The organism is Stenotrophomonas sp. Marseille-Q5258 (genome assembly GCF_946900935.1).
GTDB lineage: Bacteria > Pseudomonadota > Gammaproteobacteria > Xanthomonadales > Xanthomonadaceae > Stenotrophomonas > Stenotrophomonas nematodicola.
Window position 1 is genome coordinate 1 of record NZ_CAMPPN010000011.1, and the last position, 18,865, is coordinate 18,865.

The 18,865-nt window shown below is 68.5% G+C and carries 21 protein-coding genes and 2 tRNA genes; 11 read left to right on the top strand and 12 right to left on the bottom strand.

Annotated features, from left to right (window positions below):
* Together OC534_RS08650 and OC534_RS08655 are read left to right on the top strand one after the other, a co-directional pair.
* The coding region (locus OC534_RS08650; protein ID WP_316044057.1) for a YbfB/YjiJ family MFS transporter at nt 1-1,211 on the top strand (1,211 nt) is incomplete at its 5' end.
* A gap of 83 nt (nt 1,212-1,294) precedes the next feature.
* A tRNA-Phe gene (locus OC534_RS08655) sits at nt 1,295-1,370 on the top strand.
* A gap of 74 nt (nt 1,371-1,444) precedes the next feature.
* On the opposite strand, the gene OC534_RS08660 is transcribed toward OC534_RS08655, so the two are convergent.
* Nucleotides 1,445-1,618 carry a DUF1328 family protein gene (locus tag OC534_RS08660; protein ID WP_017355244.1) on the bottom strand — a complete coding sequence of 58 codons (174 nt, stop codon included), beginning with the start codon at nt 1,616-1,618 and terminating at the stop codon, nt 1,445-1,447.
* Between the two features lie 216 nt (nt 1,619-1,834).
* Here OC534_RS08660 and OC534_RS08665 point away from each other — a divergent pair, with 216 nt between their 5' ends.
* The 5 genes from OC534_RS08665 (at nt 1,835) to dxs (ending at nt 7,623) form a co-directional block, all read left to right on the top strand.
* Nucleotides 1,835-2,374 (top strand): lipocalin family protein, encoded by a 540-nt coding sequence (locus tag OC534_RS08665; protein ID WP_017355245.1) that lies wholly within the window; start codon nt 1,835-1,837, stop codon nt 2,372-2,374.
* A gap of 136 nt (nt 2,375-2,510) precedes the next feature.
* Nucleotides 2,511-2,999, top strand: a complete 489-nt coding sequence (locus OC534_RS08670; RefSeq protein WP_017355246.1) for an LEA type 2 family protein — start codon at nt 2,511-2,513, stop codon at nt 2,997-2,999.
* A gap of 45 nt (nt 3,000-3,044) precedes the next feature.
* Complete coding sequence (locus OC534_RS08675; RefSeq protein WP_136003234.1) at nt 3,045-4,835, top strand: acyl-CoA dehydrogenase C-terminal domain-containing protein; 1,791 nt, start codon at nt 3,045-3,047, stop codon at nt 4,833-4,835.
* 104 nt (nt 4,836-4,939) lie between these two features.
* A complete protein-coding gene (locus tag OC534_RS08680) occupies nt 4,940-5,599 on the top strand; it encodes an HNH endonuclease (RefSeq protein ID WP_136003233.1) in 660 nt (219 codons plus the stop codon).
* Between the two features lie 113 nt (nt 5,600-5,712).
* Complete coding sequence (gene dxs, locus OC534_RS08685) at nt 5,713-7,623, top strand: 1-deoxy-D-xylulose-5-phosphate synthase (protein WP_262071668.1); 1,911 nt, start codon at nt 5,713-5,715, stop codon at nt 7,621-7,623.
* 40 nt (nt 7,624-7,663) lie between these two features.
* Here the strand turns inward: dxs and OC534_RS08690 are convergent, their stop codons facing one another.
* The 4 genes from OC534_RS08690 to OC534_RS08705 form a co-directional block, all read right to left on the bottom strand.
* Nucleotides 7,664-7,867: a hypothetical protein gene (locus tag OC534_RS08690; RefSeq protein ID WP_017355250.1), complete on the bottom strand. Its 204-nt coding sequence runs from the start codon at nt 7,865-7,867 to the stop codon at nt 7,664-7,666.
* Between the two features lie 174 nt (nt 7,868-8,041).
* Complete coding sequence (locus OC534_RS08695) at nt 8,042-8,581, bottom strand: DUF3011 domain-containing protein (RefSeq protein WP_229296531.1); 540 nt, start codon at nt 8,579-8,581, stop codon at nt 8,042-8,044.
* Nucleotides 8,582-8,950: 369 nt separating this feature from the next.
* Nucleotides 8,951-9,154, bottom strand: coding sequence for a hypothetical protein (locus tag OC534_RS08700; RefSeq protein ID WP_017355252.1), 204 nt, complete (start codon nt 9,152-9,154; stop codon nt 8,951-8,953).
* A 192-nt stretch (nt 9,155-9,346) separates the two neighbouring features.
* The gene (locus OC534_RS08705; protein WP_017355253.1) at nt 9,347-10,408 is read right to left on the bottom strand and encodes a linear amide C-N hydrolase; all 1,062 of its coding nucleotides are present in this window, start codon (nt 10,406-10,408) and stop codon (nt 9,347-9,349) included.
* 190 nt (nt 10,409-10,598) lie between these two features.
* Between OC534_RS08705 and OC534_RS08710 the strand changes: the two genes are divergently transcribed.
* Nucleotides 10,599-10,868 (top strand): peptidase, encoded by a 270-nt coding sequence (locus OC534_RS08710; RefSeq protein WP_165699822.1) that lies wholly within the window; start codon nt 10,599-10,601, stop codon nt 10,866-10,868.
* A gap of 18 nt (nt 10,869-10,886) precedes the next feature.
* Here the strand turns inward: OC534_RS08710 and OC534_RS08715 are convergent, their stop codons facing one another.
* The 3 genes from OC534_RS08715 to OC534_RS08725 all read right to left on the bottom strand — a co-directional run bounded on the left by OC534_RS08715 (nt 10,887) and on the right by OC534_RS08725 (nt 13,224).
* Nucleotides 10,887-11,135, bottom strand: coding sequence for a hypothetical protein (locus OC534_RS08715; protein ID WP_017355255.1), 249 nt, complete (start codon nt 11,133-11,135; stop codon nt 10,887-10,889).
* A 71-nt stretch (nt 11,136-11,206) separates the two neighbouring features.
* Nucleotides 11,207-12,553: a HAMP domain-containing sensor histidine kinase gene (locus tag OC534_RS08720; protein ID WP_262071669.1), complete on the bottom strand. Its 1,347-nt coding sequence runs from the start codon at nt 12,551-12,553 to the stop codon at nt 11,207-11,209.
* Complete coding sequence (locus OC534_RS08725; protein ID WP_017355257.1) at nt 12,550-13,224, bottom strand: response regulator transcription factor; 675 nt, start codon at nt 13,222-13,224, stop codon at nt 12,550-12,552. The genes OC534_RS08720 and OC534_RS08725 overlap by 4 nt, the downstream gene beginning before the upstream one ends.
* A 112-nt stretch (nt 13,225-13,336) precedes the next feature.
* On the opposite strand from OC534_RS08725, the gene OC534_RS08730 reads away from it, so the two are divergent.
* From OC534_RS08730 to OC534_RS08740, 3 genes are all read left to right on the top strand, one after another.
* Nucleotides 13,337-14,125, top strand: coding sequence for a MipA/OmpV family protein (locus OC534_RS08730; protein WP_229296532.1), 789 nt, complete (start codon nt 13,337-13,339; stop codon nt 14,123-14,125).
* Between the two features lie 115 nt (nt 14,126-14,240).
* Complete coding sequence (locus OC534_RS08735; RefSeq protein ID WP_153165173.1) at nt 14,241-14,663, top strand: hypothetical protein; 423 nt, start codon at nt 14,241-14,243, stop codon at nt 14,661-14,663.
* Nucleotides 14,664-14,785: 122 nt separating this feature from the next.
* Nucleotides 14,786-15,559 (top strand): transporter, encoded by a 774-nt coding sequence (locus OC534_RS08740; protein ID WP_262071670.1) that lies wholly within the window; start codon nt 14,786-14,788, stop codon nt 15,557-15,559.
* Nucleotides 15,560-15,632: 73 nt separating this feature from the next.
* Here OC534_RS08740 and OC534_RS08745 read toward each other — a convergent pair.
* The 4 genes from OC534_RS08745 to pheT all read right to left on the bottom strand — a co-directional run bounded on the left by OC534_RS08745 (nt 15,633) and on the right by pheT (nt 18,820).
* A tRNA-Pro gene (locus OC534_RS08745) sits at nt 15,633-15,709 on the bottom strand.
* Between the two features lie 67 nt (nt 15,710-15,776).
* Nucleotides 15,777-16,133 (bottom strand): MerR family transcriptional regulator, encoded by a 357-nt coding sequence (locus OC534_RS08750; protein WP_017355261.1) that lies wholly within the window; start codon nt 16,131-16,133, stop codon nt 15,777-15,779.
* Nucleotides 16,114-16,413, bottom strand: coding sequence for an integration host factor subunit alpha (locus tag OC534_RS08755; protein ID WP_005410432.1), 300 nt, complete (start codon nt 16,411-16,413; stop codon nt 16,114-16,116). Before OC534_RS08755 ends, OC534_RS08750 begins: the two co-directional genes overlap by 20 nt.
* 25 nt (nt 16,414-16,438) lie before the next feature.
* Nucleotides 16,439-18,820 (bottom strand): phenylalanine--tRNA ligase subunit beta, encoded by a 2,382-nt coding sequence (gene pheT, locus OC534_RS08760; RefSeq protein WP_026070649.1) that lies wholly within the window; start codon nt 18,818-18,820, stop codon nt 16,439-16,441.
* Between the last annotated feature and the right edge of the window lie 45 nt (nt 18,821-18,865).

Consider the following 18,865-nt stretch of genomic DNA (forward strand, 5'->3'; position numbering starts at 1 on the left):
CCCCCTCAACCACCATGACCCTGCCCTCCCCGCCGTCCCCGTCGTCGCTGCACCCCTGGCAGGTGATCGGCGCCGGCATCTGCGCCCTGGTACTCACCGTGGGTCTGGCCCGCTTCGCCTACACGCCGCTGTTGCCGCTGATGCGCGCCGATGCCGGGCTGAGCGCCGCGCAGGGCGGCTGGCTGGCAACGTTCAACTACCTGGGCTACCTGCTCGGCACCCTGCTGGTGGCGCGCGTCGGCGACCCGCAGCGCCGGTTCCGCTTCTACCGGGCCGGCCTGCTGCTCGCGGTGGCCGCCACGGCGCTCATGGGCTGCACCACCCGGCCGTGGCTCTGGAGCGTGCTGCGCTTCATCGCCGGCATGTCCAGTACCGCCGGCCTGCTGCTGGCCTCCGGGCTGGTGTTGAACTGGCTGCTGGCGCAGCGCCGACGACCGCGGCTTGGCCTGCATTTCGCCGGGCTCGGACTGGGTATCGCGGTGTCCGGCCTGGCGACCGCGCTCCTGGCCGGGCACGCCGGTTCGAGCGGACAATGGGTCTGGCTGGGGCTGCTCGGCGTGGTCTTCCTGGTGCCGGCGTGGCGCTGGATGCCGGCACCCGCCGCGCCGTCGGCGGCACACCTGGCCAGCGCGCCGCCACCGCCATCACGGCGCTGGCGCGTGCTCCTGGTCGCTGCCTACTTCTGCGCCGGCTTCGGCTTCGCCATTGGCGCGACCTTCATCGTCGCCATACTCGAACAGACCGCCGTCTTCAGCGGGCATGGCAGTGCGGTATGGGTGCTGGTCGGCCTGGCGGCGGTGCCGTCGACGTTCCTGTGGGATCGGCTGGCTGCGCGCGTGGGCATGATCCGCGCGCTGTGGGTCGCCTTCGCGCTGCAGGCCCTGTCGTTCGTGCTGCCGCTGCTCGACGACGGCCTCGCTGCGGGCGTCGGCAGCGCGTTGCTGTTTGGGATCACCTTCGCCGGCATCGTCAGCCTCACGCTTACCGTGGTGGGCCGCCACTATCCGCAGAACCCCGCTGCGGCGATGGCCACGCTCACGCTGAGCTACGGCGTGGCGCAGATCATCGCGCCGACGGTGGCCGGCATGCTCGCCCGCGACAGCGGTTCCTACCGCGCGTCGCTGCTGCTGGCGACGATCCTCATGGCAATCGGCATCGTGCTGCTGGCCGGCATGCGCGAGGCCGCGCGGCACCCTCAGCAGCAAATGTGAAATTTTTTTGATGAAAGGCTTGCCGAACCTCTCAGACCTCCGTATTATTCGCGTCCTCGCCAGCGGCAACGCAGCGATGAAGTGGCCGAGTAGCTCAGTTGGTAGAGCAGGGGATTGAAAATCCCCGTGTCGGCGGTTCGATTCCGTCCTCGGCCACCACTATTTGAAAAGACCTGCAGAAATGCAGGTCTTTTTTTTTGCCTCATGCCGTTCGCGGCATCCGCTGGCGGGCGCTAACTCACCTTCTTGGCAACAGTCATGCCGAGCAGGAACAGCACGACGGCGATGATGATGCCGGCCCAGAACAGGAATTTGGCGATGCCGATGGCTGCCCCGCCGATGCCGGCGAAACCGAGGGCACCGGCGATGAGGCCGATGACCAGAAAAATGATGGCCCACTTGATCATGCTGTTTTCCCCTGTCGGGATACCGTTGGAGCATTCAAGCTAGTCATCGCGCCGTCCCGTCGTCGTGAACACATCGCAGCGCATGCGTGAAAACACGGCGCCTTCCGTGCGTCCGCCTGTCGCCGATGCCCCGGCACGCCACACCGCGATGACGAAACTTTTACACCGGCGCGGCCGCCGCCTCCTAAGCTCGAGCGTCCACCGAGGAGTCCTCCCATGCGTCTGCGTCCTGCCCTGCTTGCCCTCGGCATGCTTCTGTCGGCCACCGTCGCCAGCGCCGCCGCGCCGGTGCGTTCGGTCCCCGCCCTGGACATGGGACGCTATGCCGGCCAGTGGCACGAGATCGCCCATCTGCCGGTGTCGTTCCAGAAGAAGTGCGTGGGCGACATCACCGCCACCTATGCGCTGCGCGCAGACGGTCGCATCAGCGTGCACAACGCGTGCCGCACCGGGGACGGCGGACATATCGCGGCCGAGGGCGTGGCGCGTCCGGTGCCGGATGAGCCTGGCCAGCTGCAGGTGCGCTTCGTACCGGACTGGCTGGCCTGGGTGCCGCTGGTGTGGGCCGACTACTGGGTGATCGCGCTGGACCCGGACTACCAGTGGGCGGTCGTGGGCGATCCGGACCGGAAGTACCTGTGGATCCTGTCGCGCTCGCCGAGCATGGACAAGGCGCAGTTCGCCGACCTCAAGGCCCGGGCCGAGGCGATGGGTTACGACCTGGGCCCATTGCGGGTCATGGCGCCGCTGGACTGAGCGGCGCGACGCGTCCTCCTACCTGAACGACACCGTCTCCGCCTACCCTTGCGGGGAGGCCGCCGCGCGGCCGCACAACCACCATACGCCGTAGTATGCTTTCACCCACGCAGCACCCTGCACGAGGATTGCGCCCATGTTCCACCGCTTCCGTACCGCCGCGATGATCGCCCTGGTGGCCGGCACCACCCTGGCCCTGGCCGCCTGCAACACCGGCGTAGTCAAACGCGTCTCGCCGCCGGCAGCGAGCCTGCAGCAGTTGACCGTGCGCGCCGACGGGGGCTGGGATGTCGCCCTGCGGCTGCAGAATTTCAGCTCGATGCCCATGACCTTCGATGCCGTCGCGCTGTCCCTGAAGGTGGACGACGAAGACGCGGGCACCCTGCAGACCACGCCTGCACTGTCGATCGGCGGCGAGTCCGCCGACGTCGTCACCCTGCGCCTGCAACCTTCCTCCGGCGCCCGCCTGGTAGTGGCCGACGCCCTGGCGGGCAACCGCACCCTGGCTTACAGGCTCACGGGCACCGTCAGTGCCACGCCGCAGGAAAAGAAGCAGCGCAGTTTCGAGATCGACCAACGCAGCACGCTCAACCAGGCCCCCGGCCTGCCCGGCGTGCTGCGCTGACCGGCGGCGTGTCCGCCTTCCCTTGCACCTGATCGAGACCTACCGATGAGCAGCTACACCGCCCCGCTTTCCGATATCCGTTTCGCCCTGCACGACGTCCTCAAGGTGGAATCGCTGTTTGCCCGCCTGGGCTTTGCCGATGCCACCACCGACGTGGTCGATGCCGTGTTGGAAGAAGCCGGCCGTTTCAGCACCACCGTGCTGGCACCGTTGAACAGCGTGGGCGATGAAATCGGCTGCGTGCTCGACCAGGCCACCGGTGAGGTCACCACCCCGCCCGGCTTCAAGCAGGCCTATGCGCAGTTCGTGGAGGGCGGCTGGACCGGCCTTACCGCCGCGCCCGAGCTGGGCGGCCAGGGCCTGCCGCACACGCTGGGCGTGCCGCTCAACGAAATGATCAACGCCGCCAACCTGGCGTGGGGCAACTTCCCGCTGCTCTCGCATGGCGCCATCGAAGCGCTCAAGCAGCACGGTGAAGCCTGGCAGCAGGAGGCCTTCCTGAAGCCGCTGATCGAAGGCCGCTGGACGGGCACCATGTGCCTGACCGAACCGCACTGCGGCACCGATCTGGGCCTGCTCAAGACCAAGGCCGAGCCGAACGCCGATGGCAGCTACGCGATCACCGGCACCAAAATCTTCATCACCGCCGGTGAGCACGACCTCACCGACAACATCGTGCACCTGGTGCTGGCCAAGCTCCCCGACGCCCCGGCCGGCGCCAAGGGCATCTCGCTGTTCGTCACCCCCAAGTTCAAGGTCGACCGCGACGGCAACGTGGGCGAACGCAATGCGCTGCGCTGCGGCTCGATCGAACACAAGATGGGCATCAAGGGCTCGGTCACCTGCGTCATGAACTTCGATGGCGCCCAGGGCTACCTGGTCGGCCAGCCGCACAAGGGCCTGCAGGCGATGTTCACCATGATGAACACCGCGCGCCTCGGTGTCGGCCTGCAGGGCATCGGCCTGTCCGAGCGCGCCTACCAGAACGCCCTGGCGTACGCGCGTGACCGTCTGCAGTCGCGCGCACTGAGCGGTGCCAAGTTCCCCGACAAGCCGGCCGATCCGATCCTGGTACATCCGGACGTCCGACGCATGCTGCTGACGGTCAAGTCCCTGGTCGAGGGCAGCCGCCTGCTCGCGCTGCACGCGGCCACGCTGGTCGATGTTGCCCACCACGCCGACGATGCCGCCGAGCGGGAACGCGCCGATACGCTGGTGAGCTTCCTGACCCCGATCTCCAAGGCCTGCCAGACCGAATGGGGGATCGAGAACACCTACAACGCCCTGCAGTGCTTCGGCGGCCACGGCTACATCCGCGAGCACGGCATGGAGCAGCTTGCCCGCGATGCGCGCATCACCACCCTGTACGAAGGCACCACCGGCATCCAGGCGCTGGACCTGATCGGGCGCAAGACCGCGTCCAGCCAGGGCGCGGGCCTGAAGCTGATGCTGGCCGAGATCGAGGCGTTCGCCAAGGCCAATGAGGGCGACGCGGCGCTGGCCGAGTTCATCACCCCGCTCCGCGCCAAGGCCGACGAGTGGGGCTCGCTGACCCTGGCCACCCTGCAGCGCGCGGCCGGCAACCCCGACGAGCTGGGCGCGGCCAGCTTCGACTACCTGTTCTACTCGGGCTACGTGGTGCTGGCCTACTGGTGGGCGCGCAGCGTCGCCGCCGCCGACGCCTCCGCCCAGAGCGAGGCGTTCAAGCAGGCCAAGCGCGAGACCGCGCGTTTCTACTTCGCCCGTGTGCTGCCGCGCACGCTCAGCCACGCGGCGGCCATCCAGGCCGGGGCGGAATCGCTGATGGCGATGGACGACGCGCGGTTCGGGGCCTGACTGTGCAGGGCCGGTGCCGACCGACCGTCGGCCCGGCCCGGCGCGCACCTCCGTTGCGCGCCTATACACAATTCGTAATGATTCGGGTATAAGCTGTTTTCCCGATGGAGACAGACACTACACGCTTGGGTCTGATCGATACCGGAGCCTCGTCCGCCCCGGTCGCCGAAGCATCGCCCATCGCCACGCTGCACCGGCCCGGCTCGGTCCGCCTGTTGTCGCTGGATGCCCACGGGCGGGTGCTGGACTGGATCACCTGGCAGGATGCGGCCTGCCTTTACGCCCGTGATGCCGTCGCCTGGACCCTCGGCGACCCCTGCGTGCACATCCACGGTGGCATCAGCCGCGATACCGGCCTGCGCAGCGGCATGGACCTGCACCCGATCATCGCCGCGCGCGGCCATGCGCGCTCGCGCGCGCTGGACCCCACCCCGAACCTGTCCAACCCGGCGCTGTTCGCGCGCGATTCGCACCTGTGCCTGTACTGCGGGCAGCAGTTCAATCGCCCGCAATTGACCCGCGACCACGTCATGCCGATTTCCAAGGGCGGCCTGGACGTCTGGGAGAACGTGGTCAGCGCCTGCTTCCACTGCAATTCGCGCAAGAGCAACCGGACCCCGCAGCAGGCCGGCATGCCCCTGCTGGCGGTGCCGTACCGGCCGAGCTGGATCGAGCACATGATCCTCTCCAACCGCAATATTCTGGCCGACCAGATGGCCTTCCTGCGCGCACAGCTGCCCAAGCGCTCCAAACTGGCGGCCTGAACCGCGGCAGACTGACGCAGGCACCCTCACCATTTGGTCACCGACGTGGCGGTTTGCTTGCCCCACCCCGGTTTGGGGGCGAAAATAGGCGCTTGAGAAGAAGCGCGATAAAAATGATCGATTCCGCACGCTATCCCCGCCTCGCGCGCATCCAGTCACCGGATGATCTGCGCAGGTTCGAAGAATCCGAACTGCCCGCCATTGCCGACGAGTTGCGCGCGTACCTGATCGAATCGGTCGGCAAGAGCGGCGGCCACTTCGGCGCAGGCCTGGGCGTGATCGAACTGACTGTCGCGCTTCACTATCTGTACCAGACGCCGGTCGACCAGCTGGTGTGGGACGTGGGGCACCAGACCTACCCGCACAAGATCCTGACCGGCCGCCGCGACCAGATCCACACCGTCAAGCAGAAGGACGGCGTGGCGCCGTTCCCCAAGCGCGAAGAAAGCGAATTCGACACCTTCGGCGTCGGTCATTCCTCGACCTCGATCTCGGCCGCGCTCGGCATGGCCATCGCCCGCCAGCGCGAAGGCGACGACCGCAAGGTAGTGGCGGTGATCGGCGACGGCGCGATGACCGCCGGCATGGCCTATGAGGCGCTGAACCACGCCGGCGGCATGGAGACCGAGCCGAACCTGCTGGTGATCCTCAACGACAACAACATGTCGATCTCCGAGGCCGTCGGCGGACTGACCAAGATGCTCGGCCGCGCCACCGGCAGCCGCACGCTCAATGCGCTGCGCGAGGGTGGCAAGAAGATTCTCGGCGACAAGAAGAACAACCCCACCGCGCGCTTCGTCAAGCGCTGGGAAGAGCACTGGAAAGGCATGTTCGTGCCGTCCACGTTCTTCGAGGAAATGGGCTTCCACTACACCGGGCCGATCGACGGCCACGACATTCCGGCGCTGGTGGCCACGCTGAAGACGCTCCGGAGCCTCAAGGGTCTGAAGCTGCTGCACGTGATGACCACCAAGGGCAAGGGCTACGAACGCGCCGAAGGCGACCAGATCGGCTACCACGCCGTGGGTCCGTTCGATCCGGACAAGGGCCTGATCGCCAAGGGCGGCGCCAAGAAGCCGACCTATACCGACGTCTTCAGCGACTGGCTGTGCGATGCCGCCGCCACCGAACCGCGCCTGCTCGGCATCACCCCGGCGATGCGCGAAGGGTCCGGCCTGGTGCGTTTCAGCAAGGAGTACCCGGAGCGCTACTTCGACGTGGCCATCGCCGAGCAGCATGCCGTCACCCTCGCCGCCGGCATGGCCACCCAGGGCGCCAAACCCGTCGTGGCGATCTACTCCACGTTCCTGCAGCGCGCGTACGACCAGCTGGTCCATGACGTGGCCGTCCAGCAGCTGGACGTGCTGTTCGCGATCGACCGCGCCGGCGTGGTCGGCCCGGATGGCGCCACGCACGCCGGCAACCTGGACCTGAGCTTCCTGCGCTGCGTGCCCCACATGGTGGTGATGGCGCCGTCGGACGAGGCCGAATGCCGCCAGATGCTGACCACCGGCCTGCGCTACCCCGGCCCGGCCGCTGTGCGCTACCCGCGCGGCAGCGGCACCGGCGTGGCGGCCGGGACCGACCTGTCCACACTGGAGATCGGCAAGGCCGAGGTACGCGTGCCCGGCAGTCGTGTTGCCCTGCTCGCATTCGGCAGCACCCTGCCGGCGGCCGAGGAAGTGGGCCGCGAACTCGGCCTGACGGTCGTCAACATGCGCTTCATCAAGCCGCTCGACCGCGACCTGCTGCTGGAGCTGGCGCAGCGCCATGACGGCTTTGTGACCCTCGAGGACAACGTCGTGGCCGGCGGCGCCGGCTCCGGCGTGGCCGAACTGCTCAATGCCGAGGACGTGCTGCGGCCGTTCCTGCACCTGGGCCTGCCCGACAGCTTCCAGCACCACGCCAGCCGCGAGGATCTGCTGGCCGAAGCCGGTATCGATGCCGCCGGCATCCGTGCCGCCGTGCTCAAGCGCTGGCCGACCCTGGCCACCCTCGGCCAGCCGCTCAGCGCGGCAGGCTGAGTCCCGCCGCGCGTGCCGGGCGTTGCCCGGTACCGCGCGCTCAGCCGTAGCTCACAGCTTCCACGCAGGCACCGCTGGCTTCCACACGCACCGCGCTGCGCTGGCCGGTATCGGCGTGGTGGAGGCGCGCCAACGCGTCGGCGAAATCAAAGGCGATGGCACTGTTGCGGAAACGCAGCCCGTCGGGCTTGTCCGGGTGGACCACGCGCCACAGGCGCTCGTCCAGTTGCAGGCGGATCAACATGCGTTGCTCTCTCCTTGAGGCGGCATATCGGGCCAGAGCGTGACCGCCGCCAGCGTGGCGCGGTCACTCTGGCGCGTCGGGGCCGCATTCGGCCCACGACGCGCACAGTAATCCATCGAAACTGTGATCTGTATCAGATTTTTCTGACGCCCGAGGCACGGGGCCCGGGTGGAATCAGTTGACCAGGAACTGGCCGCGGCAACCGCCGGTCACCCACACGCCATTGCGGTCCCAACCCCACGTCTGCCCCTCGATGCACGCCGTGCCCGAGGTCTGGCGTACCAGCCGCACATCGCGGCGGATAGTGACGTTGCAGCGGCGATCGCGACGGTCCTTGGAGTCGCAGCTGATGATCTCGCCACGGCCGCCGCCGTTGTTCCAGCCGCCGCCGCCATTCCAGTGGCCACCGCCATGCGAGGGACGCCCACGCTCGGCGATGAACTCCGCACGGCAGCCCCGGGTCACCCACACGCCATTGCGTGCCTGGCCCCAGGTCTCGCCTTCGATGCACGGCGAGCCGGAAATCTGCCGCACCAGCCGCGCGCGGCCGTCCAGCGGACACTGCTGGGTGCGGTTCTTGTTCGACTCGCAGCGCACCGGGCCACTGTTGTAGCCGTCGTCATAGCGTTCGTACTGCTGCGCGTGCGCGGTGGCGCCCAGCACCAGCATCGAGGGCAGCAACGCCCACAGCCATCGCTGCTTTCCCTGCCTCATCCCATTGCTCCTCATGCCTGCCTCGAAACCGTGTGTGGTGGTGGCGAACAGGATGTGGCAAAGCGGCCGTAGGCGACATAGGCCGGAAGTCGTCGATTTCATGCCCTATTTAGGTAACCGACGCCTGCCTGACTGACGCGCATGAGGTGCTGTCACATCTGCCACTGCAGACCATCACCTCCAGCATGCGCTGCGGCGGCGGCGTGTGGAACAGCCGTCGATGGCGCAGACACGGCGCGGCTGGAGCGCGATCAGCGGATCCGACGCTTCCCGGACCCGCATCGGCCACGTCCCCAGCGTATCCAGCGGACGCCGCGGGCACTGCGGCGGCTGGCGCTGGCACGGGGAACCCTCCGCCCGCGGGCGCGGTTACCCGTAACGCACCGCTTCCACTGCCGCGTCCTGCACTTCCACGCGCACGGCGCTGGCGCCGCCGGTACTGGCGTGATGCTCGCGCGCCATCGCATCGGCGAAATCAAACGCCACTGCACCATTCGGGAAATCGATGGCGTCCGGGCGCGACGGATGAACCACGCGCCATTGGCGCTCCTGGCATTGCACGGTGATCAACATGATGGGCATTCCTATCGTTTCCGTGGCGGGGGCACGCGGCGACCCTCCAGTTCCCTGGAACCGGTGGCACACGCGGGGGCATCGGGAGAGCGTCCAGCTCTCGGGAACCACGATAGATCGCCCCTTCCGTTTGGAACATCGGAATAGTCTGAATTTTCGACTCCGACCGGCCGGCGTGATCCGGCCAGCCGCTCAGTCCGGCGTGCCCAGGAACGCGAACGGTGCCGACGGCCGGAACTGCGGCAGCGCGTCGCCGGCGAACACATTGCGCTGGTCCGGTCCAAGGTCCAGCGTGAGAACCCTGCCGGTCGCCCGCGAGAAGTCGATCCTGTTGAGGTCCACCCAGAAGGTGTTCGGCGTCAGCGCGGATTCGAAGAAGTACAGCCGGCGCTTGTGGTCGGCCACGGTACGCCAGCGCGTGGATGAAATGTTCGGTTCGCCCGGCGTGGCGATGCCGTAGGGCACCGAGACGTTGCGGATCACGCTGAACACGCTGGCCAGCGCGACCACCGGGTCCTCGCTTTTGGGAATGGCGTTGACGTAGAACGACGCGCGCGCGAACCGGTCGGCCGATCGGTTCGTTCCCGGCAGCATCACCGTGCCACCGATCTGCTGCCAGTAGCTGTTGAGCGCCAGCTGCTGTTCGAACACCGGCGAGTTGGTCATCACCTGGTAGGCCCGGTCATGGTGGATGACCTGGCGGCCGCCGATGTACTCGACGATGGCACTGTCGCCGGTGGCATCGGACATGGACAGGTGCAGCGTGGCCAGCCGTGCTTCGCCGGGCACCGCATCGGTGACGATCGAGAACGGCTCGCGCTCCAGCGCGGCGACCGCCTCGGCCACGGTAGCGAAATTGTCGAGTACATACTGCGCCCACAGCGAGATCGCCAGGCCCGGCTTGCCGCTGCGCTGCTGCGGATACTCCGATTCGACCAGCCACAGCAGGTTCGCCGACAGGCCGGCCTCGTTGAGGCCGTCGGTGGTGGAGATGTCATATCCGCTGGCAATCACGCTGCCGTAGCGCGAGGTCCAGCGGATCGAATTGCGCCCGGCCTGTCCCTCGCGTGCGATACCCTGCGGAAACACCCACAGGTTGGTGGCGACGTCGGTCTTCCAGTCCATAGAGCGGGCGGTGATCACGTCCTGGTTGTCGCCCAGATACACCAGGCGGGTGCAGGCCTGCGCCGGTGGCGGCACGCACGCGGCGGCAAGCGCAATCAGGGCCCAACGCACGGCGGAAACAGGCATCATGCGGATTCTCCCGGGGCAACGCGCGGGGCTGTGCGGATGCCAGCCTCCCTGCCGTGCCCGGGCCATCACACCCAAGCGGTGGTGATGGACAGGTGAACCCCAGGCGCATCGGCGCCAGGTGAGGACGCCGTCAGGATCGCGGGCCCGCAGGGCGTTACCCTGCGGCCATCGCCCCCCGGACACCGCCCCGATGAGGACTGCCCTGTCGCTTCTGTTGTCCTGCGGCCTGCTGGCCGCCTGCTCGCCCGCGGTGCCGTCAGCGCCGCCCTCGCCCCCTGTTGTCGGCGGCGACCGCGACAGCCACGGCTGCATCGGCTCGGCCGGCTATCGCTGGTGCGCGCGCAGCGGCCAGTGCGAGCGGCCGTGGGAGCTGGCCAAGGCACAAGGCCTGGACAACACGCCTGCGGCGATCGACGCCTACTGCGCCAGCCCGGCAGCGAAAACGCCGCAACCGCGCTGAGCGGTCACGGCCTACGGCTCAATCGCCCTTGTTCTTGCCGCTGAAGTCCAGCGGCTGGTCACTGCCGCGCTTCTCGCTGGACCACACCTGGATGCTGTCGCGGCACCGGCTTTCGCGCCGGGCCACCTGGTCGGGCAGTTCCTTGACCAGCGGCGAGTCCTCGCACTGCGGCGGGCCGGCAACGTCATCGGTGGTCGCACAGGCTGACAGCGACAGCGACAGCACGGCGGCAACGGCCGCAGTACGTACACACAGGGACAGATTCATGCAGCCTCGCCAGGAAAGGGGGAACCCGACCGATTCTTCGCCCCCACGCCGGGCGCTTCGCCTGCCATAGGTCATGGCAACGCGCTGTCCAGCGGCAGCCGCATGCGGAACCGCGCGCCGCCGGTGGCCGCCTCCACCACGGCGATGGTGCCGCCGTGGCGATGCACGATCTCGCGTGCCAGGTGCAGGCCCAGCCCACTGCCGCTGCCGCTGGGACGCAGCCGGTGGAACGGTTCGAAGATCGATTCACGCTCGGCCAGCGGCACCCCGGGGCCGTCATCGCTGACACACAGCTCGGCGGCGGGGTCCAGCGCGATCTCGATGGTGCCGCGGCCGCCGCCATGCGCGATGGCGTTCTGCACCAGGCTGGCCACCACGCGGTGCAGCGCATGCGGGTCGCCACGGACCCACACCGGCTTCGACGGCGCGTCCACCGAGAACGCATAGCCGGCGTCGACCACCAGCGGCGCCACGTCGCCGGCCACGTCGCCGGTCAGTGCGGCCAGGTCCACCCGCTGCGACTGGCTGGCATGGTGGTCCAGGCGCTGCAGGTCCAACAGCTGTTCGGTGATGTTGCCCAGCCGGCTCAGGTCCAGCTGCAGGCGTGCGCGCTCGGCACCTGCGGGCAGGTTGGCGATGCGCGTGGCCAGAATCGCAATCGGCATGCGCAGTTCGTGCGCGGCGCCGGCCAGGAAACGGTCCTGCGCGTCGTAGCTTTCGCCGATCCGCCGCACGGCTGCGTTGAAGGCGTCCACCAGCGGGTAGATCTCGGCCGGCACCGCACGCGTGTCCAGCCCGGTGCCGCGCTCGGTGACCTGGATCGCGGCGGCCTGCGCGGCCATGCGGTTCACCCCGCGCAGCGAACGATGGATTACCCAGGGCGCGGCCACCAGCGTGATCACGATCAGCGGGCCGGCGATCCAGCCCCCGAGATAGCGCATCACCACCAGCATCTGCCGCCACAATCCGTGCTGCGGCATGCCGCCCATCATCACGTGCACACGGTCGTCGCCATGCTCGCCCACCATCACCCGCACGGCGAGTTCATCGCCACGGGTGCGGGTGCGGACGTCGGTGGGTTCTATGTGCTGAAGCTGCTGCACCAGCGACCGGTAGACCGGCGGCACGGTGCCGTGGGTCAAGCGCCGTCCCTGCTCATCGGCGGCCACGAACCAGAAGCCCGCCGGGCGATCACGGCTCACCGCATTCACCGCCACCCAGTCCACGCGCAGCGCGTCGTCGTGGACCTGGATCGCATCGGCCAGGGTCTGGCTCAGGTTCCAGTCGATGTAGGCCGCGCTGCGGTCGCCGTACGCCAGCACCAGCGCGCCCAGTGCGATGGCCACCATCGTGATCTGGATCAGGCAGATCTTCCAGGCCAGGCTGAAGGACAGCGAGCCGGGCTTGAGGAACTTCATGACGCCTCCTTCAACAGATAGCCGATGCCGCGCATCACGTGCACCTCCACGCGCGCATCGGCTTCGGCCAGTGCCTTGCGCAGCTTGGACACGTGCGCGTCCAGCGCGTTGGATTGGATCGCATCGTCGAAGCCGTACACCGCTTCGAGCAGCGCCGCGCGCGCCACCGTGCGTCCCTGGCGCAGCGCCAGCGCTTCAAGCACCAGCAACTGCCGTCGCGGCAGCGCGAGCAGTACACCGTCCACGCTGGCCTGGCGCGCCACGAAATCAAACTGCAGCCGCCCCAGCGCCAGTTCAGGCAATGCGATCTGCGAGGGCCGCCGCGAGATCGCACGGATGCGCGCCAGCAGCTCCTCGACCGCGAACGGCTTGGTCAGGTAATCGTCCGCACCGACGTCCAGCCCGGTCACCCGGTCGGCGACCGATCCGCGCGCGGTCAGCATGATCACCGGCAGGTTGGCGATCAGTCCGCGCGCCACCTGCACGAAGCCGGCACCGTCGCCATCGGGCAGTTGCCGGTCCAGCAGCAGGATCTGGTGCACGCCGGCGCGCAGCGCTTCGGCGGCCTGGGCCATGCTGCCCACCACGTCCACGACCATGCCGTGCCGGCCCAGGCTCACCTGGATAGCGCCGGCCATTTCCGGGTCGTCTTCGAGCAGGAGGATGCGCATGCGGGATACGGGGGGCGAGCGGGGGGCTCGATGGTACCGCGCGATCCAGCGCAACGTTCCGACAATGTAGCCCGTCCATCCTGTCCGCTGATCCTCCCCCCGCGACAGGTACATGCAGCTCCGTCTTCCCGCTCTCCCGCGTCATCCGGCCGCCACCCTGCTGGCACTGCTGCCCTTGGTGGCCGTTCCCGCCGCCCAGGCCGGGGACACCGCCCCGGCTCCCAAACGCACCAGCGTCGGAGTGGCCGTGGTGGCCCTGAAGTCGCCCTACGCCGGCTACGACACCGATACCATCCCCGCGCCGCTGATCAGCTATGAAGGCAGATCGTTCTACTTCCGCGGCGGCGCGGTGGGCTACCGCCTGGTCAATCAGGGTGGCACGGAGCTGTCGGCCACGCTGTCGCCGTACATGATGCGCTTCAAGCACCGCGACACCGACAACCCGCAGCTGCGTCAGCTCTCCAACCGCAGCCTGTCCGGCATGGCCGGTCTGGCCTGGCGCCACAGCGCCGACTGGGGCGTGGTGCAGGCCAGCGCCGAGGCCGAGGTCACCGGCCACGGCGGCGGCGTCGCTGCCGATGCGCGCTACAGCTACCCGCTGCCGGTGGGCAAGGTGCGGCTGATTCCGGGCGTGGGCGTCAACTACGCCAGCAGCAAACTCAACGATTACTACTTCGGTGTCAGCCAAGCCGAAGCGCTGCGCAGCGGCCTGGCCCGCTACGAGGCCGGCAGCGGCGCGTCGCCGTACATGGATGTCACCGTGGTGATGCCGCTGGGCACGCACTGGACCGGCACCGCCTCGCTGCGCCGCAGCCGGCTGTCCGATGCGGTGCGCGACAGCCCGATGACGCGCGGCGACCATATGGATTCGGCGGCCGTCTCCCTCAGTTACGGCTTCTGACCATGCCCGGGGGACCCGTACGTCGTATCACCGGACGCGCTCTGCAGATCGAGCCGGACCGCCGCGCCGTCATTGAATGGATTCTGTATTCCCCCGCCCGCCACGGAGTCGACCGATGAACCCGAGCAGCAAGATCACGCATGCGCCCCACCCGGGCGTACCCGTTCCCGCGACGGAGGCCAGCGCGGCCGCGGTGTTGCGCTTCGACGACGCCGTGCGCCAACGCATGGCCATCGACCCGATGGCCTACGGCCGCTTCTCGCGCGCCTACATCGCCACGCTGCTGGACGCGTCGCGCTCGGCGGCCACCGGCGCGCACACCCGCTGCGTTGAACCGGACTGGATCAGCGCCCGCCGTCGCTGGCTGCACGAGCGCCTGCAGCAGCATCCCGAAGAAGGCCGCGACCCACGCCTGATCGCGGCCCGCTACGCCGCCGACGGCGTATGGCTGCAAAGCGCCTGCACGGGACGGCCCGCCGCCGGCGACACCGACCGCGTCCTGCACGCCCTGATGGCAATGACGCGACCGGCACACTGAGCGAGGCGGCCGCATCGCCGCCGCGCCCTGCACATCCGCGCGCGGCCGGAGTGTGCATACTCCCGGCCGTGTCCGCCGCCGGCGGACGGTCCGTGGTTCCGCTGCCTGTCCGGGAGTTGTCGATGCGCCTGCCTGTTGCTGCATGCCTGCTGTTGTTCGCCGCCACCGCCCATGCCCAAGGCAGCGACGACACGCAACCGCCGTCGTTCGATCGTCCCGGCATCGGCTTCTCCACCGACACTGTGCCGCGTGGCGCGCTCGCGCTGGAACTGGGCCTGCCCAGCCTGGAACGTGATCGCGACGCCGACGGCGTGCTGAGCACGCAGTACAGCAGCGACATCACCCTGCGCATGGGCCTGGCCGAACGGCTGGAGCTGCAGGCCTTCGCCACGCCGTGGAACCGGCTGCAGCTGCGTCCGCGCGGCGGCCCCACCCACACCGAACGCGGTGCGGGCGATGCCGGCCTGGCGCTCAAATTCGCCCTGCCCACGGGATCGGACCGGCACAGTGTGGCCCTGCTCGCCAGCAGCACATTCGCCACCGGCGACCGCGACTTCTCCGAGGGCGGCACACAGTACGCGCTCGGGGCCAGCTACGAATACATCTTCAACGACCGGTGGAGCGGCGCGCTGTACGCCAACGCAGTGCGCGGCGCGGGCGCGGACGAATTCACCTGGTCGCCCAGCCTCAGCGTGGCGCTCACCGACACGGTCAGCAGCTATGTCGAACTGGGCTTCACCGACAGCGACGGCGATCCCTCCACCGCCATCGCCGGTGCCGGCGTGACCTGGATGCTGCGCCCGCGCGTGCAGCTGGATGCCTCGTTCGATGTCGGCCTGGACAACGCCAGCCCCGATCTGCAGGCCGGGCTGGGTGTGTCGTTCTACTTCGACTAGGCAGGTTGGAACAGCGTGCAACGAAAAAGGGCCCGCACATCGCTGTGCAAGCCCTTGTTCTGATCGCCAACAATGGTCGGGACGGCCGGATTTGAACCGACGACCCTCTGCCCCCCAGGCAGATGCGCTACCAGGCTGCGCTACGCCCCGATGATGCTGGCAATGTCCCCGCCTTGCAGCGGGCCGACGAGTATAAACGATCCGATCGAAAAAGGGTTCAGCGGCGCAGCAATTGCAGCACTTCTTCCAGTTCCATCCGCGTCTGCCTGATGATCTGGTTGCTCAGTGCCGATTCGTCGCGCGCGCCGGCGCCTTCCAGGCGCAGCCGCGCGCCGCCGATCGTGTAGCCCTGTTCGTAGAGCAGGCCGCGGATCTGGCGCACCATCAGCACGTCGTGGCGCTGGTAGTAGCGACGGTTGCCGCGCCGCTTGGCCGGCTCGAGACTGGGAAACTCGGTTTCCCAGTAGCGCAGCACGTGCGGTTTGACATCGCACAGCTCGCTGACCTCACCGATGGTGAAGTAGCGCTTGGCCGGTATCGGCGGAAGTTCGCGGTTACTGCCCGGATCCAGCATATGCCTCCACCCTTTCCTTGAGCTTCTGGCCCGGACGGAAGGTGACCACCGTGCGGGCGGAAATAGGAATTTCCTCGCCGGTCTTGGGATTGCGACCCGGGCGCTGGTTCTTGCGCCGCAGGTCGAAATTGCCGAAGCCGGAGAGCTTCACCTGACGTCCCTGTTCCAATGCCTCTCGCAACACATCGAAGAACGCGTCGACAAATTCCTTGGCTTCACGCTTGTTCAGACCGACTTCGTCGAACAGCTTTTCGGCCATCTCAGCCTTGGTCAATGCCATTGCCTGCTACCCCCATGCTTCCCGCTCAACCACGGATCCGGGCGTGGTGTTCACGCTCCATGACAGTGACCGCCTCGGCCACTACCGAATCCACGTCGCGGTCCGTCAGAGTGCGCGACTTGTCCTGCAAAATCAAGCCCATAGCGAGACTCTTGAAGCCTGGCTCGACCCCCTGCCCGACGTACCGGTCGAACAGGATGACTTCCCGCAGCAGCGGCCCGACGGCCCGGCGCAGGGTTGCCTCCAGGTCCGTCCAGGCGGCCGCTTCGGGCACCAGGAAGGCCAGGTCGCGGCGCACCGAGGGGTAACGCGACAGCTCGTTGGCACGCGGCAGGGCGCGGGCGGCCAACAGCGCCAGGTCCAGCTCGAAGGCGTACACGTCCACGTCGATGTCCAGCGCCTTGGCCAGGCGCGGGTGGACCTGGCCGATCCAGCCCAGGTTGACGCCGTCGCGCAGCACCTCGGCTGACCGTGCCGGGTGGCCGTAGGGGCGCTGCGACGGCTGGAAGGTCAGTACCGCGCCACTGGCGGCGGCCAGCGACTCCAGGTCGCCCTTGAGGTCGTGGAAGTCCACCTTGCGCGAAGCGATGCCCCACTGCTGGGTATCGGCGTCGCCACAGATGGCCGCAGCCACGCGCTGGGTTTCCAGCGGTGCCGGCTGGCCCTCGCCGGCCTGGCGGTGGAAGACGCGGCCCAGCTCGAACAGGCGCACGCGGCCCAGCTGGCGGGCGGCATTGCGCCCCAGCGTGGCGACCAGGCCCGGCAGCAGCGACGGGCGCATCACGGCCAGTTCGGCCGACAGCGGGTTGGCCAGCGGCACCAGCGCCTCGGCGAGCTGCCACTGCGCGAGCAGGTTGGCGTCGACGAAGGCGTAATTGATGGTTTCCTGCAGGTCGCGGGCCACCAGCTGCCGGCGGGTGCTGAGGTCGTCCAGTCGGGTCTCACTGGGCATCGCCACGCGCGAGGCACCGCCCGGCAGCGTGGTCGGGATGCGCTCGTAGCCGTGAATACGGGCCAGTTCCTCGATGAGGTCTTCTTCAATGGCGATGTCGAAGCGACGGCTCGGCGCGGTGACCTGCCAGCCCTCGGCCGCGGCGGTCACGTCCATGCCCAGCGCGCGCAGGATCCGCTCCACGTCGGCATCGGCGATCTGGATGCCCAGCACACGGGCGATGCGCGCGCGGCGCAGGGTGATGGCAGCGGTTGCCGGCAGGTCGCCGGCATTGACGGCTTCGGTCACCGGTGCCGGCGTGCCGCCGGCCAGGTCCAGGATCAGACGGGTAGCGTACTCGACCGCCGTACGCGGCAACGCCGGGTCCACGCCCCGCTCAAAGCGGTGTCCGGCATCGGTATGCAGGCCCAGCTTGCGGCCGCGGCCCATGATGGCGGCCGGCGCGAAGTGCGCCGCCTCCAGGAACACGGCAGTGGTGTCGTCGGTGACACGGGTATCGAAGCCGCCCATCAGGCCGGCCAGCGCGACCGGACGGTCCGCGTCGGTCACCACCAGGAAGCTGTCGTCCAGCGCGGCGTCGCGGCCGTCGAGCAGTTTCACGGATTCGCCGGCGCGCGAACGGCGCACGCCGATGCTGCCCTGCAGGGTGTCCAGGTCGTAGGCGTGCATCGGCTGACCCAGTTCCAGCATCACGTACTGGGTGATGTCCACCAGCAGCGACACCGGCCGCACGCCGCTGCGGCGCAGGCGCTCGGCCATCCACAGCGGGGTTGCCGCGCGCGGGTTGACGCCTTCGATGACGCGGCCAACGAAACGCGGTGCCTCGGCGCCGGCCTGCAGCGCAATGGTCAGCTCACGGCTGCCCACGGCCGCGACCGGTGCGGCATCGAACGGCACCACTTCGCTGGCGCACGCGGCGGCCACGTCGAAGGCGATGCCGCGGATGCTGAAGCAGTCGGCGCGGTTGGGGGTCAGCTTGATCTCGATGCTGGCGTCGGGCAGGCCGAGGTACTCCACCAGCGACTGGCCGACCGGCGCATCGTCGGGCAGCTCGAACAGACCCGATGCATCGCTGTCCAGGCCCAGTTCCCTGGCCGAGCACAGCATGCCGTTGGAGGCCACGCCGCGCAGCTGCGCCGGCTTGATCTTCAGCTCGCCGATCTGCGCACCAACCATCGCCAGCGGTGCAACCAGCCCGGCGCGCGCGTTCGGGGCACCGCAGACGATCTGAAGGTGCTCGCCCTGCCCTGCGTCGACCTGGCAGATCTGCAGGCGGTCGGCTTCCGGATGGCGTTCGGCGGACACGATCCGCGCCACTACCACATGCTGCAGGCCCTCGCCCAATGCATCGACCTCTTCCACTTCGAGGCCGATGGCGGTCAGCACCGCGCCGAGTTCATCGCGTGAAACGGTGGTCGGGACGTGGCTGCGCAGCCAGTTTTCAGAGAATTTCATGGTGTCACCCTGGTGGGCCGGCGCATGCGCCTGGCCGTAATTCAA

Excerpts from the sequence above, each read along its gene's own strand:
- OC534_RS08660 (WP_017355244.1), bottom strand. The coding sequence starts at position 1,618 with ATGATCAAGTGGGCCATCATTTTTCTGGTCATCGGCCTCATCGCCGGT.
- OC534_RS08665 (WP_017355245.1), top strand. The coding sequence starts at position 1,835 with ATGCGTCTGCGTCCTGCCCTGCTTGCCCTCGGCATGCTTCTGTCGGCC.
- OC534_RS08670 (WP_017355246.1), top strand. The coding sequence starts at position 2,511 with ATGTTCCACCGCTTCCGTACCGCCGCGATGATCGCCCTGGTGGCCGGC.
- OC534_RS08675 (WP_136003234.1), top strand. The coding sequence starts at position 3,045 with ATGAGCAGCTACACCGCCCCGCTTTCCGATATCCGTTTCGCCCTGCAC.
- OC534_RS08680 (WP_136003233.1), top strand. The coding sequence starts at position 4,940 with ATGGAGACAGACACTACACGCTTGGGTCTGATCGATACCGGAGCCTCG.
- dxs (WP_262071668.1), top strand. The coding sequence starts at position 5,713 with ATGATCGATTCCGCACGCTATCCCCGCCTCGCGCGCATCCAGTCACCG.
- OC534_RS08690 (WP_017355250.1), bottom strand. The coding sequence starts at position 7,867 with ATGTTGATCCGCCTGCAACTGGACGAGCGCCTGTGGCGCGTGGTCCAC.
- OC534_RS08695 (WP_229296531.1), bottom strand. The coding sequence starts at position 8,581 with ATGAGGCAGGGAAAGCAGCGATGGCTGTGGGCGTTGCTGCCCTCGATG.
- OC534_RS08700 (WP_017355252.1), bottom strand. The coding sequence starts at position 9,154 with ATGTTGATCACCGTGCAATGCCAGGAGCGCCAATGGCGCGTGGTTCAT.
- OC534_RS08705 (WP_017355253.1), bottom strand. The coding sequence starts at position 10,408 with ATGATGCCTGTTTCCGCCGTGCGTTGGGCCCTGATTGCGCTTGCCGCC.
- OC534_RS08710 (WP_165699822.1), top strand. The coding sequence starts at position 10,599 with ATGAGGACTGCCCTGTCGCTTCTGTTGTCCTGCGGCCTGCTGGCCGCC.
- OC534_RS08715 (WP_017355255.1), bottom strand. The coding sequence starts at position 11,135 with ATGAATCTGTCCCTGTGTGTACGTACTGCGGCCGTTGCCGCCGTGCTG.
- OC534_RS08720 (WP_262071669.1), bottom strand. The coding sequence starts at position 12,553 with ATGAAGTTCCTCAAGCCCGGCTCGCTGTCCTTCAGCCTGGCCTGGAAG.
- OC534_RS08725 (WP_017355257.1), bottom strand. The coding sequence starts at position 13,224 with ATGCGCATCCTCCTGCTCGAAGACGACCCGGAAATGGCCGGCGCTATC.
- OC534_RS08730 (WP_229296532.1), top strand. The coding sequence starts at position 13,337 with ATGCAGCTCCGTCTTCCCGCTCTCCCGCGTCATCCGGCCGCCACCCTG.
- OC534_RS08735 (WP_153165173.1), top strand. The coding sequence starts at position 14,241 with ATGAACCCGAGCAGCAAGATCACGCATGCGCCCCACCCGGGCGTACCC.
- OC534_RS08740 (WP_262071670.1), top strand. The coding sequence starts at position 14,786 with ATGCGCCTGCCTGTTGCTGCATGCCTGCTGTTGTTCGCCGCCACCGCC.
- OC534_RS08750 (WP_017355261.1), bottom strand. The coding sequence starts at position 16,133 with ATGCTGGATCCGGGCAGTAACCGCGAACTTCCGCCGATACCGGCCAAG.
- OC534_RS08755 (WP_005410432.1), bottom strand. The coding sequence starts at position 16,413 with ATGGCATTGACCAAGGCTGAGATGGCCGAAAAGCTGTTCGACGAAGTC.
- pheT (WP_026070649.1), bottom strand. The coding sequence starts at position 18,820 with ATGAAATTCTCTGAAAACTGGCTGCGCAGCCACGTCCCGACCACCGTT.